The 15,629-nt window shown below is 33.5% G+C and carries 9 protein-coding genes; 4 read left to right on the top strand and 5 right to left on the bottom strand.

Annotated elements, in window-relative coordinates; translation table 11 throughout:
• Positions 1-2,134 (bottom strand): sulfite reductase, ferredoxin dependent (sir, locus tag ACP6PK_RS17265; RefSeq protein WP_426561172.1); only part of this gene is annotated, 2,134 nt, incomplete at its 3' end.
• A gap of 361 nt (positions 2,135-2,495) precedes the next feature.
• Between sir and ACP6PK_RS17260 the strand changes: the two genes are divergently transcribed.
• Positions 2,496-2,753, top strand: a complete 258-nt coding sequence (locus tag ACP6PK_RS17260) for a CRR7 family NDH-1 assembly protein (RefSeq protein WP_426561170.1) — start codon at positions 2,496-2,498, stop codon at positions 2,751-2,753.
• Between the two features lie 83 nt (positions 2,754-2,836).
• Here the strand turns inward: ACP6PK_RS17260 and ACP6PK_RS17255 are convergent, their stop codons facing one another.
• Positions 2,837-3,397, bottom strand: a complete 561-nt coding sequence (locus ACP6PK_RS17255) for a DUF2854 domain-containing protein (RefSeq protein WP_426561168.1) — start codon at positions 3,395-3,397, stop codon at positions 2,837-2,839.
• Between the two features lie 679 nt (positions 3,398-4,076).
• Positions 4,077-4,340, bottom strand: coding sequence for a hypothetical protein (locus ACP6PK_RS17250; RefSeq protein ID WP_426561166.1), 264 nt, complete (start codon positions 4,338-4,340; stop codon positions 4,077-4,079).
• A 430-nt stretch (positions 4,341-4,770) separates the two neighbouring features.
• Here ACP6PK_RS17250 and ACP6PK_RS17245 point away from each other — a divergent pair, with 430 nt between their 5' ends.
• The 3 genes from ACP6PK_RS17245 to ACP6PK_RS17235 all read left to right on the top strand — a co-directional run bounded on the left by ACP6PK_RS17245 (position 4,771) and on the right by ACP6PK_RS17235 (position 11,967).
• Positions 4,771-4,944: a hypothetical protein gene (locus ACP6PK_RS17245; protein ID WP_426561164.1), complete on the top strand. Its 174-nt coding sequence runs from the start codon at positions 4,771-4,773 to the stop codon at positions 4,942-4,944.
• Between the two features lie 1,180 nt (positions 4,945-6,124).
• Positions 6,125-8,323: a hybrid sensor histidine kinase/response regulator gene (locus tag ACP6PK_RS17240; RefSeq protein WP_426561162.1), complete on the top strand. Its 2,199-nt coding sequence runs from the start codon at positions 6,125-6,127 to the stop codon at positions 8,321-8,323.
• A 2,174-nt stretch (positions 8,324-10,497) separates the two neighbouring features.
• Positions 10,498-11,967, top strand: a complete 1,470-nt coding sequence (locus ACP6PK_RS17235) for a response regulator (protein WP_426561160.1) — start codon at positions 10,498-10,500, stop codon at positions 11,965-11,967.
• Between the two features lie 946 nt (positions 11,968-12,913).
• On the opposite strand, the gene pstB is transcribed toward ACP6PK_RS17235, so the two are convergent.
• The gene (gene pstB / locus ACP6PK_RS17230) at positions 12,914-13,735 is read right to left on the bottom strand and encodes a phosphate ABC transporter ATP-binding protein PstB (protein ID WP_426561158.1); all 822 of its coding nucleotides are present in this window, start codon (positions 13,733-13,735) and stop codon (positions 12,914-12,916) included.
• Positions 13,736-14,205: 470 nt separating this feature from the next.
• Positions 14,206-15,099 carry a phosphate ABC transporter permease PstA gene (pstA, locus tag ACP6PK_RS17225; protein ID WP_426561156.1) on the bottom strand — a complete coding sequence of 298 codons (894 nt, stop codon included), beginning with the start codon at positions 15,097-15,099 and terminating at the stop codon, positions 14,206-14,208.
• Between the last annotated feature and the right edge of the window lie 530 nt (positions 15,100-15,629).

The raw sequence follows: 15,629 nt of genomic DNA, 5'->3' as shown, positions 1-15,629 counted from the left end.
TAGGTGTTACAGGTTGACTTACTGGTTGACCAATAGTCGTAGGTGCAGGTGTTGTTGTATTATCGTCACTACTAAAAACAGGAGTGTTTAGAGGTTGAGTTTCAGTAGTTGTTGCTGGAGTCGTTGTTGTCGTTTGACTCACAGTAGTTGATGGAGTTACCAATGTACTACTATCAACATTAGCGGGTGAAATTACCGGAGAATTAAGAGCAGTCATTTCCTGATTATTTTCCAGACTTGTACTTACCACTTCTTCTTGAGGTTGAGTTTCTGAAGTTGTCTCAGTACCATCTGTAACTACTGGAATATTATTTTCAGAATTGATTGAGGTAAAACTGGAATTGTTAATATCTGTATTCATCGAGAAACTAGATTGATAGTTGGTTACAAACTGACGGATGGCTTCAATACCGACACGATTACAGAAATCACCGAAACTCTCATCTGGTTGACGTTGTTGCTTAAAATAGATAAATATTCGCTCCAACTCAGTTTCCAGATTATTGATATGCAGTTTGTCGATATAAGGTTTTGCCAGTCGTGTTTGGTTGGGTGAACCCCCTAACCAAATCTGATAAGTATCAGGAGCACTACCGACAAATCCTAATTCCGCCATGTAGGGTCTAGCACAACCATTGGGACATCCTGTCATTCTAATTACAGGATGTTCCTGTCCTAGCCCCACCTTGTCCAACAATAACCTAATTTGTCCCAGTATGCCAGGTAATGCCCTTTCTGATTCTGTCATTGCTAGTCCACAAGTAGGAAAAGCCGGACAGGCCATACTGTAGCGCACTAAGGGGTCAATATCTTTTTCTTTGCTGATACCATGCTGAGTGAATATCTGTTCTATTGCTTGTTTCTGCCGTGTTTCAATTTCATAGAGAATAATATTGTGATTAGCTGTTAACAGCATTGGTAAGTTAAATAAACTAACTATTTTTCGCAGAGCTGTTTTTAGCTGAAATGAATCTTCATCTTTTACACGGCCATTTTCTACTGAAATTCCTAAAAAAAGCTTTCCATCTCCCTGTTCGTGCCATCCCAGAAAGTCCAAATATTTCCATTCTGGTAGAGGTTTAAAAGGAGAGATGGATTTACCAAAATATTCTACCAACTTGGCCTTAAATTTTTCTATTCCCCAGTCATGGAGTAAATATTTCATTCTAGCATGGCGACGCTTACTACGATCGCCATAATCTCTTTGAGTAGCTACTATAGCCTTGACCAAATCAAATATATCTTCTTTGGTGACATATCCTATTTCTTGTGCTAAACAAGGAAAAGTATCTTCTTTTCTATGAGTGCGACCTAGACCTCCACCTGCTAAAACATTAAATCCTTCTAATTCTCCTGCTTGATTAGTAATCACAACCAGACTCACATCCTGAGTATATAGGTCTATGGAGTTATCTCCTGGAACTGTGACGGCGCACTTAAATTTTCTTGGCATATAGTGAGTACCATAAATTGGTTCTTCACTATTAGGGAATATTGTACCATTACCATTGTGCTCTCTAGCTGCTTTTACTTCTGGAGCTTCTTCTCCACTTATTACTTTTTCTCCATCTAGCCAAATTTCGTAATATGCTCCCGTTTGTGGAGCTAATAAATCTGCTATTTTATTAGCATAATCTTTAGCATATTCGTACTCAGGACGATTTTTATAGGGAGCTGGTGGAGACATGACATTTCTATTCAAATCTCCACAAGCACCTAGTGTCGAACCCATACTTTTGATAATGGATGATATGACTGTTTTGAGATTTTTCTTTAATACTCCATGCAACTGAAAACCTTGTCTAGTTGTCACACGAAGTGTTCCGTTTCCATAATCATGAGACAAACTATTTAAGGTGAGAAAAAGTTGTGGCGGAATAAACCCACCCGGGTTCCGGGTGCGAAGCATCATTTGATAATCTTTCTCTTGCCCTTTAACTATATGATCTCTGTCATGTTGTTGATAAGAACCGTGGAATTTGAGTATTTGAACAGCTTCTTCAGTGAAGTGATTTGTATCTTCCAGAAGTTGAGTTGCCAGGGGTTCCCGCAAAAAATTACTATTTTCTTTTATGCCTTCTAGCTTCGAAGGTTTTTGCTCTTTAGGTATTGAAATTTGAGATGGGGTGATCATGGCTAAAAGTGCAAATTGCTACTATTTTATCAGTTAGTTAGTAGAGTTAATCTTTGAATATTGCTTTGGAGCTACAATTAGAAACTTAATTTTTCTTTGATTTGATTTCTTGATAATTTGCTCTCAGAATGTTTTTGCTAATTTATTTACTTTAGCATTCACAATAATTTACCATTACTCTAGCAATATTTCATTGATTTTCTATTATACTCTCATACATCCTTATCTTGTCAACCTCTACTAATTTGTAGGTTTACTTGTTTTTTTCATTATTAAAACCAACTATATATAGTAGTTGATTTGACTTGATTTTAGAATCTCAATGATTAATCATACTTGTTAACAAATTTTCTTCCTAAAAATGCCTAATTCACTAATGTACGAAGAAGAAAACTATGTAGTCTTAGAAGCAAATAAACCTGAGCAATTTCTGACAGGTATAGAACTACTAGAAAAATTGCGAGCTATTATAGCTCAACAACAATCTAATTTACCTAGAGATTTACAAAAATTATCTTCTCTAGATGCTCAAGCTCAAAAACTAAGAGATACCTATTGTGAGTATGAATTTAGTCCTGGTCAATTTCTCCAATGGTATGTGGTGCGTCTGGAAAAGTAGGTTGAAAACTCCTCAATTTTTTTTATACTCAGGAAAAAACTTTATTTGTCAAATCTTAAATTTCAGAGGATTGAGATTAAAAATTATGTTTTTTCTACTTCTGGAGTAGTTATCAGAGCAACATCAATCTTTCCCTCTGTAGGTTGACTTACTTCTGCCCGCAAATTTGGCCCAAAAAACTTGGATAATTTATCCTGTTTTTCCTGCCAAGTGTCTAAGGTAATTAATGAAGAATCAAATTCTAGCACTAAGGTATAAGAACCATTGATAGCTATTTCCCTTAATCCTGTAAGTATAGGTCTTTCCTCATCTGTGGGACTTAAACCTAAGCGAGACAGAGATTCTTCTAAATGCACTTTTTGGCCATATCTATAGCGAGTCACATCTTGACGTACTTGATTTTGAGTAGGAGTAGCCTGTTTTTCCCGGAGAGTTATGATTTCTTCAGTAGTTGGTTGAGTAAAAGGTACTGGTTCAAGTTCAGATGCTTTAAGAGCAAGTCCTCCCAGAAGTAGAGGAATTCCATAAAAGAATCCTGCTAAGTTAAGTGTGGGATTATTAGTAAAGTAAGCTGCTGTTCCAATTACAGAAATAATTCCACCTAAAACCAATCCGACTGTCGCTAATGAAATTTGGCGTAGCATATCATTAAATATGTGAATATAATTTCGAAGTTTTAATACTTCAATTTTTGTGCGATATATGAGGTAATTACAAATTAGTAGTTTCCATAAGTATCTTACCCTCACTATGATTTTAGGTCAACTTTTTTTCTTTTCCTCTAATTTTTTCTCAGTAAAGTCAGTAATTAATTTCTAATAATTTATCAAATATCTGTTGTACTTGTATAATCAATATTTCCTGAATCTAATGATATTCCAAGCCCTCGATCGGCAATCCTGTAGGAGGTTAGACATTAGACAATATCTGTAGCATTAGGGAGTAGGTTCATTTATTGATAATTGATAATTGATAATTACCTCTCCCTTTTAGGGAGATGATTGACACAAAGGAGGAAAAAATTTATTTTTTTTCCCCTTTCAAGGGGAGGCTTTTAACCTCAATTATTTAATTAATAATTATTAATTATTAATTACCCGGTAAAGAGGTTCATTAATGGATAATGGATAATTACCTCAAGGAAAACCGTAACGGAATTGAATATAAGGAAATATCCTAACACTTTTTTGATCTTGAAATAGAAAGCTTTATATCTTTATTTTTCGGTAATAAGTTCAAAATTTGTATCTATTTTAGAATTTTTTACCAACAATTTCGTACTGCTATATATTTTTCGTAAATGCGTAAGTTTTTGAAGTTAAATTAACGTAGAAAAGGGGGGCGGGTATCATCTTTTTGCTTATTTTTAATTGTATCAGCCATAAATTTTTTGAAAGCTTTATCTCGATTTTTCATAAAAGCTGCCCAAAATCCAGGCTGAAATTCATCCATAGTCTTGGCTAATGCCCAAACATCTATTGCTAAAATATTATACAATCTTTCATTTTCTTTTTTCAGAGAGTTAATTCGCTTTAATATATCTTTACTAACACTTGTAGCTTCCCGATCTGGGTGTAACTTAAACATTTATAATATATAGAATATTTTTTTTCAAGAACCAGAGACTGTTGAAAATTAGAGATGTAAATATCTGAATCTTTGACTTGGGGACTCACATTAAAATTCGATTAACGAGACAGGAAAAGTCAGTATCAAGTTTTGTATAATAAATATATATTTATAATCTGAAAATTAGCTTTGTTTACTTGCAATATTTAGGATGATAAATCTTCCAGTAAGTCGAAGGTAGAAAAAAATAACCGTCTACGATCATTTTAACAGTGGCTGGTTTCCCTAATGATCAAGATAAAAGTGATTTTATATCACTTACCGTGCCCTGAGTTTTAGTTTGAAGTTTTTGGCATCTCCTGTTAAAATATTTGCCGTTAATCCAGATCAGGATTTGAATGAGTTAAACTAAAATACTGTATTAACTAGAGTATATCAGGAATTTACAATGGACTCACAGACAATCAAAGCAAGATTAGCTACTATTGAAAATAAGCGGGAATCTTTAGTCAAACTTCTAGAAAAGCCAGATTTAGGTACACTCAGAATTGATGTTAATCAAGCTATAGAAGAGATTGATGATTTGATTGATGAATTAAAGCGAACTTTTCCAGATTCATAAAAAATATTTATTGGTTCTCATCTTTATGAGGTAAAGTATTTTTTTCTCTTCCTTAATTCCCTATTCCCTATCCCTATTCCCTAAAATCCAAAATCTGTTTAAACGCAAAAAGTGAGAATTACCGAATAATTAATAATTAATAGTTAATAATTAATAATTAAGAGTTGAAGCGTCAATAATTAATTATTCATTCAACAATTAAGGTTTAAAGCCTCCACTTGGATAGGGGATAAATCAAAAAAATTTCCTAGAGCGCCAATCCTATCCGTTTCAAGAAGGGGTAATTATTAATTATTAATTGTTCCGCAGTGTTTTTTGCTGAATATAGCTTGATCAGCAATGAAGTTAAAACCATAGAATCATTGTGTTGATTTTCATGTCTAACAGATTGAATAGATCGGGAAATATAAAAAAGGAGATAGGGAAGAGGGAATAGGCTAAAACATAAGTATTTATAATCTAATAACTTTTAATAACTTTAGGAGTATGAATACTGATACTCTATCAAACAAAAAGATTTTAATTCCTGGATTTATTCAACCTTTAATACTTATTTTACAAATAAAATAGAGTTAATAAATTAAAATTTTATCTTACTTCGATTTCATTATTTTAACAGAAGTCATCCATTGAAAATCAATAGTGAAATTTTACTAGCTGAAAACCTTGACTGACAGTATTTCAGCCCACAATAAATCAAAATTTAACCCCCGTGTGACAAAAGGCGGGTAATTTTTGTCTACTGTCCTACTCCCTACTCCCTATCTCCATAAAGGTTTCCAGACTTATAGTTCATTAATTGATAATCAATAATGGATAATGGATAATTAGAGGATGTGAACGAGTTAGATAGAAATAGGGAGAGAAAATTAGAGATTTAAAAAACTCTTTCATTATCAATTATCAATTATCCATTGGTAAAATATCTTTAGTGTGGGTAGGATCACAAAATAATCTAACTATTATCACTATCAATAAATAAAAATCAATATAAAGTTATGTAAAGAAGATTAGTTTATCTTTAATACAAAACTTACCTATACGAACCCCCCAAACCTGATTTTTTCCTAGATGTCTATTCTTCAAACCAAGGATTTATTGTAGAAAGGGGTTTTCTCTGCGTAAGTCCTATTTCTACTGAATTAGCAAATTAGCAATGACCAAAATATACAGATAAAAAATGGATGATTTTGAAATTGATTTACAAAGGTGGAAGGAAGAGCAAGAACTTATCCTTAACCAAATAGATAATGGTATTGCTCTGTTTGATAATTCTAATCACTTAATTCTATTTAATCAGAAACTGCCTGAAATTTGGGGATTATTACCACAGTGGTTAGCTCAAAAACCCCATAGGGATGAAATTTTTGCCGAAATATTTGCTCAAGGTTATTGGTCAACCGAACAATCTCAACAACTACAAAACTCTCTGCTCAAGATAGAAACAGAAAGTCAATTATTATATATTGAACAATCTAACGGTATTTCCCTTAAAGTGGACTGCAGCCTCGCATCAGATGGGGGTCATCTACTGACCTTTCGGGATGTCAGTATATATCAAAAGTCTCAAGCTAGTCTCAATGCTGAATTAAGAAGATTAAGATTTCTTCTAGGTCTCAACGAACGACTCCAATACTCAGATAGCTTAAGAGAAATAGCCCAATTTGCCCTGAATTATCTTGTAGAGGTAATGAATGCTTCTTTTGGGGATGTCAAAGTTATCAATGGGGAAGGAAAAAATCGTCAAGCAGGGCAAATTTTGAATGAAATTAGTTCTCAATTTATTGCTACTTATGGCAAACCAGCAGTAGCTGAAATGGAAAATTTGTTGAAAAAGGGTATCCCTTATGGTCAAGGACTTTTGTGGGAAGTAGTCGAGAGTGGCAAACCTATCTATGTTGAAGATTATGCTAATCAACCTAATTCTATACCAGGATTTCGGCATCCAGGCATTGGCCAACTAGGAATTTTCCCAATACCAGCCACAGATGGGACAATTATTGGTGTTTTAACTCTAGAATCTCGTAACCTGCAAAAACTACAAGAAACTGACCAAAAAGATATGCTATTTGCAGCTTGTCGTACTTTAGGAGTGGCCATAGAAAGGGCGCAATCTCAAGAACGTCTACGTCAAATTAATGAAGAATTAGAGCGTTCTTCTCAGTTAAAATCAGAGTTTTTGGCTTCTATGTCCCATGAATTGAGAACCCCACTTAATAGTATTTTAGGGTTCTCTGATTTATTACAACGACAAATCTCCGAGCCGTTAAGCGATCGCCAAGTTAATCAAATTCGACTCATTCAAAAAAGCGGTCAACATCTATTACAACTGATTAATGATATTCTGGATTTATCTAAGATTGAGTCTGGGAAAACAGAGCTAAGTTTAGAGCTAATTAATATTCACGAAGTTTGTACAGATTGCTTGAGAATGATTCAGCCACGAGCTGATAAAAAAAGATTGGCTCTATCTCTAGAATTGGATTATCGTATATCTACAGTTTATCTGGATCAGCGTCGGGTTAGGCAAATAATTATTAATTTACTTTCTAATGCTATTAAGTTTACGCCTGAAGGGGGGCAAGTTAAACTAAGCGGATATTTAGCTTATGGTAGTCAAATTCAAGGTAATTATCGACCTGATTGTTCTACAATTAATTCTAGTACGCCTTATTTATGTTTAGAGGTGAAAGATTCTGGAATTGGTATTGCTGAAGATAGATGGGAAATATTATTTAGACCTTTTCAACAGATTGACTCTTCTTTATCTAGAAGACATGAAGGTACGGGTTTGGGTTTAGCTTTGACAAAAAGATTAGCTGAATTACATGGTGGAACTATTTCTTTAGATTCTCAAGTTAGCAAAGGTAGCACTTTTCGTGTTTGGTTACCATTAACAGAAATGCGGGAAGAGTTAATAGTTATTTCTGCATCAGAAGAGGGCGATAGAGTATCTTCAGAGGGTGGTACTGATAAAATATTAGAAACTGAAAAATCTGCTAGGATTTTGATTGTTGAAGATCAACCTTATAACCAACTTTTAATTTCTCAAGTATTGGAGGTAGAGGGCTATAAAGTTGAGTTAATTAGTGATGGTAAAACTATGCTTGATACGATTAATTCTCCTTTGGTTACTTCTCCAAGTTTACCTAATTTAATTTTGATGGATATTCAGTTGCCAGAAGTTGATGGGTTAAAATTAATTAAGAAGATTAAGGCTCATTCTATATGGCAGTCTGTACCAGTTATTGCTGTGACTGCTATGGCAATGGCGGGCGATCGAGAAAAATGTTTGAATGCTGGTGCATCGGCTTATCTTAGTAAGCCTTTAAATATTGAACAGATGATTGATATTGTAAAGTCTTTGGTGAGTAATTAGTCAAAACTAAAGAAGATTTTATGTAAGCATTTCCTGCGGAATGCTGCGCAAACAGCAGTCAGCTAGCCTCCTGCGGAGGAACTACGTTAACAGGTATATTACCTTTAAAGAAGGAAAAAGTAATTGGGAGATTTCTAAGAACTATTTGAAAATGTGATAGAAGTTAAATTCTAGCGGTTTTCACAAAGGTAGACTACAAAAATTCCTCCTTCTCTCCTAGATAATATGAGCCTTCTTCCTTTAAACCCAAATCTCTGTGCTCTATATTAATGAAAATTGCTATAATAGCTTCATTCATTTTTATGACTGAGAGCTGACTGTTGATAGCTGAATGCTTACGATTTTATTGAACTAATTTTCTTCTTAAGAATTTCAATTTTTTATCCGTTTTTCTATGATGTAAACTGCTGAATGTGAGTTATATCAAATCTGGTAGAATCGGTATAATTAGGGCTGGCTGAATAAACATCAAAGTATTTACAGATAAAGGTAAAAGCATTTTTAGGTCTGGAAAAAGTGCAAGTTTTTCGGTCTAAAAAGCTGAAAAAGTTAGGATTTTAGGTTGCATAAGGCAGAAAAATAAAGGGATAATTCTTCTTCCTACCTCATCTAAATTCTCCATTCCTCCTGACTCTGTACGGACGCCCTTATGCAACGTCCCTACTTATACTTTTTCAGCAAACCCTAATTAGATGGTTAATCTAGGAGTCAGGAGGGAAGAGAATTTAGAAATATTTGCACTTTTGCTGATTTTTCGGGAACCATAGATGAAATTTTTTTTGATACCCAATTAAGCAGATTTGATATTATTATGGTTCCTTAATTATCCGTTTTAACTCTAGTAAGTTATACCAGTTACTAGAAGTAATTCTACACTTGGGTGATACTTCAATTATTAAGTAATTAGGGTTTGCTGAAAAAGTCTTTTAGTAGGGGTAGGAGTCGTAGGGGCGTTTCATGTCGCGCAGCGAAACGGCCGTTAGCTTCCCATAACTATCGTTAACGCCCGTACAGGAGACAGGAGGAGGAATTATCCCCTGATTTTTCAGCCATGAGTCAACCGAAAATCGTAACATGCATGAGCATAAATAGCTAAAAACCTGATACTTTTTAAAGACTTAAAATTGCTCAAACCCATATTTGTTAATGCTTTTATATTTAATCAGCAAGCCATAATTAACTAAGTAATTAACACAGGATGAATCACCTTTTTAAGAATCATTAACAAGTTAGCCTCAATTATTTATATTTTTACCGAATTATTAATAATTAATAATTAAATAATTCTGGTTTAAAGCCTCCCCTTTTAAGGGGAAAGAAAGAAATAATATTTCCTTATCTTCAATCAAGAACGGTTTTAACCAGAGGTAATTATCAATTATCCATTATCAATTATCAATTAATGAATTCTCATCTACTCTCCCAATACCCTTTTTCTTGAGCAAATATAGAACATTCAACTATTAATAAATACAATTACAGCAATTCTCAGCAACAGAGAAATACACAAGTTTTTGATTTTAGATAATAGCACACATCCTAATTGACTCCCTATACCCTATACCCTATTCCCTCTCTCAACTAGGAAATTTATTTTGCACAACTACTTAGAAGTATCAGACTATTTATCTATTGTGGAATTTCTGACAAATAATTTAGGGTTCTATATATGGTATAGAATTAAAAGCTAAACTAAAAACAGGGAAAATATAGTTCACAGAATAATTTTGTAGTGAAGTTACAATTTTTCAAAATATTTTTTATTTGTTAGGGGCATCTCAAGAAGTTATTTGAATAATATACCATGTTTGGTAATATCGCAAGTAAACCAAAAGCTGAAATACTGAAGCTCTGAATTAATTATACTCTGCTAAAAGAGTTTTTGGTTCCCAGAGACATTAGGGACAAGGTAAGAGTGCTTTTGAGGTTTAAGTTGAGTGAAAGCTTTCACTATAAGAGTTAAACTTCACGAAGTTATATTGAATGAATATTTCAGCGATGCTAGTGGCAAAAATATAAATCAATAATTGCCTTCAAAACTTTGCTTCCTTAAGCCTCCAGACTTGATTCAAATTCCTAATTAAACTGTCAGTTTTATACTATGAACATATTATTAAATTACACTCAAAAGAAAAAAAATAGTTATTTGAAGTTAATAATTTTTACTAAATGATATGTCTAATAAACAGCTATGTATTCTAGTAGTTGATGATGAGCAAAATAATCTAATTCTATTAGAAGAACTATTAGCATTAGAAGGCTACACTACTATATCAGCAAACAATGGCAAACAAGCACTACAAGTTGCTAGTCAATCTCCGCCTGATTTGATATTACTAGATGTAATGATGCCTGAAATTGATGGATTTGAAGTTTGTCAATCCTTACGTCAGAATGAAAAATTAAAGACAATTCCTATAATTTTTTTAACAGCCTTAGATGATGAAAAATCTAAATTGAAAGGTTTAGAATCGATGGGAGATGACTATATTACGAAACCATTTAATACTCGCTTACTTCTAGCAAAAGTTGCTAATATTTTGCAGCTAAATCAAATACGTTCTCAAGCGAATAAATCTGAAAATAGTCAAAAACTAGATACACAAAGTAATTTACAACTATCAGCTGCATTGCGAATTAATCAGCTTTTATCAGATAAATTTCGATTATTTGTACCAGAGCAATTTTTATCAAGAATAGCTCCTGAAGGATTAAATTCGATTCAGCTTGGAGATGGAACAGAAGAAGAATTAACAGTTTTATTTTGTGATATTAGAGGATTTACAGCAATAGCTGAATCACAAAATGCACGAGATACTTTTAAGTGGTTAAATTCTTTTTTTCAGCGAATGAGTGTTTGTATTTCGGCTAATCAAGGATTTATAGATAAATTTTTAGGTGATGCCATTATGGCAGTATTTGATAAATATGAATGTCATAGTTTTAATGCGCTAAAAGCTGCTGTAATGATGCAGGAAAGTTTGCAAGATTTTAATGTTAATTATCAGAAATATAATCTGAAAGAACCTCTAAACATTGGTATTGGTATTCATACAGGTATTGCTGTTATTGGTACTTTGGGTTCTGAAAAAAGAATGGATTCTACGGTTATTGGAGATGTGGTTAATACTGCATCACGTTTGGAAAGTTTAACTAAGACTTATGGATGCTCAATTATTGTGAGTGAGCAAGTCATTTCTGAAGTAGAAATATGTCAAAATAATTCTCAAACAGCAAAACCGATAGAAACTAAACATAATAGTCTTAATAGCCAAGAAAATTTTTGTAATCAGATTCAAAATAACCAGGATAATCCGCCTAATTATTGTGACAAAATTTATTATAGGTGGATTGATAAAGTGACTCTCCGTGGAAAGCAGAAGGCTGTTAATATTTATGAGTTACTAGGTACTGAAAATAATATTATTGAACCGGAAAAAATTACAACTCTATTATTATTTAATAAAGGAATTAAGGGGTGGAAGTTTGGTAAATATGCAGCAGCTTTAGAATATTTTCAACAAGTAAAAAGGCTAAACTCTATTGATAATATTGCTGGTTTATATATGGAACTTTGTCGGGAAAAACTTGGTTTAGTACCAATGAAGAAAAATGACGTAAATTTAGCAGATCCGAATTTTTAATAAATTTGTATATAGGGTTTCTCAGGTTAATAAGTTACACCCATTTGCTATCTTTTATTGAAATACAAAGGATTCAGGAAAGCTGTTTTAAGAACCCTGAAAACTATACGCAATAGTAAAGAGAAAAAGTTTCATTCTCCGACTCCGGAAGCTTCAGCAAATGAAACGACTATTGCTCTATACGCAATAGAAAGAGGAAAATTTTCATCGTTCGACTCCGGAAGCTTCAGCAAATGAAACGACTATTGCTCTATACGCAATAGAAAGAGGAAAATTTTCATCGTTCGACTCCGGGAGCTTCAGCAAATGAAACGACTCTTGCTCTATACGCAATAGAAAGAGGAAAATTTTCATCCTCCGGCTCTGGGAGCTTCATAAAATGAAACGACTCTTGCTCTATACGCAATAGAAAGAGGAAAATTTTCTCCTCCGACTCCGGGAGCTTCAGCAAATGAAATGACTCTTGCTCTATACGCAATAGAAAGAGAAAAATTTTCATCCTCCGACTCCGGGAGCTTCAGCGAATGAAACGACTATTGCTCTATACGCAATAGAAGAAAAAAATATCTATTTTCATTTTCTGAAAGCCAATAAAAAAATCGCTACGACAAAGAATTTTTGGTTGCATCCTCACAAAAAGTGTGATATCATAAATAGTGTCTGTTGCTACTCGCCTATACGCATGATTTTTTATTCAACTAAGAAAGTATTGTTTTCAAACGATAAAAGTCTGTTCCACTTTTCGGCTAATGTTTTCGACCTATTACTAACACTAAGTAGGGTTTGCTGAATAAATTTAAAAAACTTACACAGTAACTACTGAAGGCATTTTTAAGTCTTGAAAAAGTGCGCCTGTTTGAGTTTAAAAGTCTCAAGTAGAAAGCAGAAGTAAATTCCTCAAAAATCTACTCCCTACTCCCTACTCCCTACTCCCTAATTATTAATTTTAACCAAAACGACCACTTACATATTGTTGAGTTGCTTCTTCCCTTGGGTTTTGGAAAATATTGTGAGTTTCATCAAATTCCACTAAATAACCAAAGCGTTTACCGCCTTCTTCAGCTTGTGCATTAAAAAAGGCAGTTACATCAGCAACCCTAGTCGCCTGCTGCATATTATGAGTCACAATAATAATAGTATAATTTTCCTTAAGTTCGTTAATTAATTCCTCTACTTTAATAGTAGAAATAGGGTCAAGAGAAGCACAAGGTTCATCCATTAAAACAACATCCGGACTAATAGCAACTGCACGAGCAATACACAAACGTTGTTGCTGACCTCCAGACAGAGCAAAACCACTTTGCCCCAATTTATCCTTAACCTCATCCCATAAAACAGCTTGTCGTAGCGATCGCTCAACTATCTCATCCATTTCTTCTTTAGATTTAGCCAGACCATTAATTCTTACTCCATAAGCAATATTATCATAAATTGACTTAGGAAAAGGATTAGGCTTTTGAAATACCATTCCGATGCGACGGCGAATTTCTACAGGGTCAATATCTGAGTCATAAATATTCTGATTATGATAAAGAATGCGACCTTCTAAATGGAAAATACTAATCAAATCATTGAGACGATTAAAACATCGTAATAATGTACTTTTACCACAACCTGAAGGTCCGATAAAAGCAGTTACTTTATTCTTTGGAATTTCCATCGAAACATCTTTTACCGCTTTAAAATCTCCGTAAAAAATGCTAACTTTTTCTGTTGAAAGAGCAGGTGCATAATTTTGTTTAGAAAGATTTACTTGAGACTCCGGCATAAAATATAACCTCCTAATTTAGTTAGACAATTATTTGTATACTTACTATTTATAGATATCAACATCCAGCTTGATGTTTTCTGCTTGCTTGAATCCAAACCATTACCTAAATTTAGGATTTAATAGCTGTTCTTCTTCTTTTCTTGTAGTTTAGATAGCTCTCTTTTGTATTTTCTGCTCTCAGAAACCTAGAATAATCGAATACCTTTCAGTTAATAATTTTTTGGGCAAATTTTTAGAGATGCAAGAACTTCTTATTTACCTTGCCTATTCAGATTAATTTTGGTTTTATCTGAATTTTATTGTATGATCGTCAGTAATATCTATCTATAATATTATCTGAATATTTTTCAACTCCCATTAATCTTTCTGCTCTACTTATCTTGTCATTATCCAAGTCTAGCCTCAACCGAAATATTAAAAACCTACCCCCATGAGGTAGGAGGGATGTCTTATTCATTTTTCAATCATCAAAATTGCTTTTGACTGGTTGCCCAACGAGAAAGAATACTGGTAATTAAAACTAATAAAACCAGCACCAAAGATCCTGCCCAAGCAAACTCTTGTAAAACCAAATCAAAACTACGAGCAAACTCGTATACTAGATATGCCAAAGATGGTACTGTCGGAGCAAAAGGACCACGAGGCCAATTATTAGAATAAACTACGGTAAAAAGTAGTGGAGCTGTTTCTCCAGCAGCACGAGCAATAGAAAGAGTAATTCCTGTGATAATACCTGGTAAAGCAGCAGGCAAAACTATCTGTAAAACAGTTTGATAATTAGAAGCACCAACTCCTACCGATGCCCATCTAATATCTCTAGGAACTATTTGTAAAGCTTCATCAGTAGTTCTAATAATAGTAGGTAACATCAAAATTGATAAAGCAACTCCTCCAGCAAATGCTGAAAATTTACCCATAGTTAAAACCAGTAAACTATAGGCAAATACCCCAGCAATAATTGATGGAACACCACTCAAAACATTAGTAGCAAATCGAATTGGGCGAGCAGTTTCTTCGTCACTAAATTCCGATAAATAAACTGCTGCTAAAATGCCAAAAGGTACAGCAATTACAGCAGCAATTGCCACTACCATAATTGTACCAAGAATAGCACTAGCGATTCCCCCTGTAGTTTGACCTGCTGCTGGAGGTAATTTAGTAAATAAATCTAGGTTAAGACGAGCTGCTCCTTTGATAAAAACATAAATTAATACAGCAAAGAGAGGGATAAGAGTAATAACTATGCAAGCACCTGATAATGCAGTCATTACTTTATTAAATATTTCTCTTGGTCTTTTCGGGTTTCTTTTTAGGTTAATAATAGATTCAGAAGATTTTGGGTTGTAAGTAATATCTGCCATTTCAGTTATCAGTTATCAGTTATCAGTTATCAGTTATTCAGTACCTCTGACTGTTTGCGCAGCATCACCTAGGAAAGCATCGGGATAGAAATACTGAAGTTTATTTTCTTTTAGTCAATTGTATATGGTGAGGTTTTCCACTGCTCCGGTAAAGCAATTCCACTATAGGGGAATCTCCACTTTTTCTCCCCTGGAAAGAGGAAACTTGATACCTTATTTTTTAGTCATAAAGTCATAATTAATCACAAGATAGAATGAACATAATTTAAAAATTACATCAGTTAAGTTGACATTAAAATACAAATTATTGTTCTAACTAGGCTAGAGGAAAAATAATGAATAGCGAACGATGAAAACTACATCTAATATACATCTCCAGAAAACAGAAAGTAGAGAGCAAGGAGTAGGGAGTAGGGGTAAATAATTGATGATTTATGTCGAATAATTGATTTTATTTTTTATTATTAGAGATGTCTAATTATCAATTATCCATTATCAATTATCAATTATCAATTATCCATTATCAATTA

The organism is Dapis hubbardiae BLCC-M172, from assembly GCF_050016015.1.
GTDB lineage: Bacteria > Cyanobacteriota > Cyanobacteriia > Cyanobacteriales > Microcoleaceae > Trichodesmium.
Note: the sequence above shows the minus strand (reverse complement) of the source record. Positions and strands in the feature narration are given on the sequence as shown.

Excerpts from the sequence above, each read along its gene's own strand:
- ACP6PK_RS17260 (WP_426561170.1), top strand. The coding sequence starts at position 2,496 with ATGCCTAATTCACTAATGTACGAAGAAGAAAACTATGTAGTCTTAGAA.
- ACP6PK_RS17255 (WP_426561168.1), bottom strand. The coding sequence starts at position 3,397 with ATGCTACGCCAAATTTCATTAGCGACAGTCGGATTGGTTTTAGGTGGA.
- ACP6PK_RS17250 (WP_426561166.1), bottom strand. The coding sequence starts at position 4,340 with ATGTTTAAGTTACACCCAGATCGGGAAGCTACAAGTGTTAGTAAAGAT.
- ACP6PK_RS17245 (WP_426561164.1), top strand. The coding sequence starts at position 4,771 with ATGGACTCACAGACAATCAAAGCAAGATTAGCTACTATTGAAAATAAG.
- ACP6PK_RS17240 (WP_426561162.1), top strand. The coding sequence starts at position 6,125 with ATGGATGATTTTGAAATTGATTTACAAAGGTGGAAGGAAGAGCAAGAA.
- ACP6PK_RS17235 (WP_426561160.1), top strand. The coding sequence starts at position 10,498 with ATGTCTAATAAACAGCTATGTATTCTAGTAGTTGATGATGAGCAAAAT.
- pstB (WP_426561158.1), bottom strand. The coding sequence starts at position 13,735 with ATGCCGGAGTCTCAAGTAAATCTTTCTAAACAAAATTATGCACCTGCT.
- pstA (WP_426561156.1), bottom strand. The coding sequence starts at position 15,099 with ATGGCAGATATTACTTACAACCCAAAATCTTCTGAATCTATTATTAAC.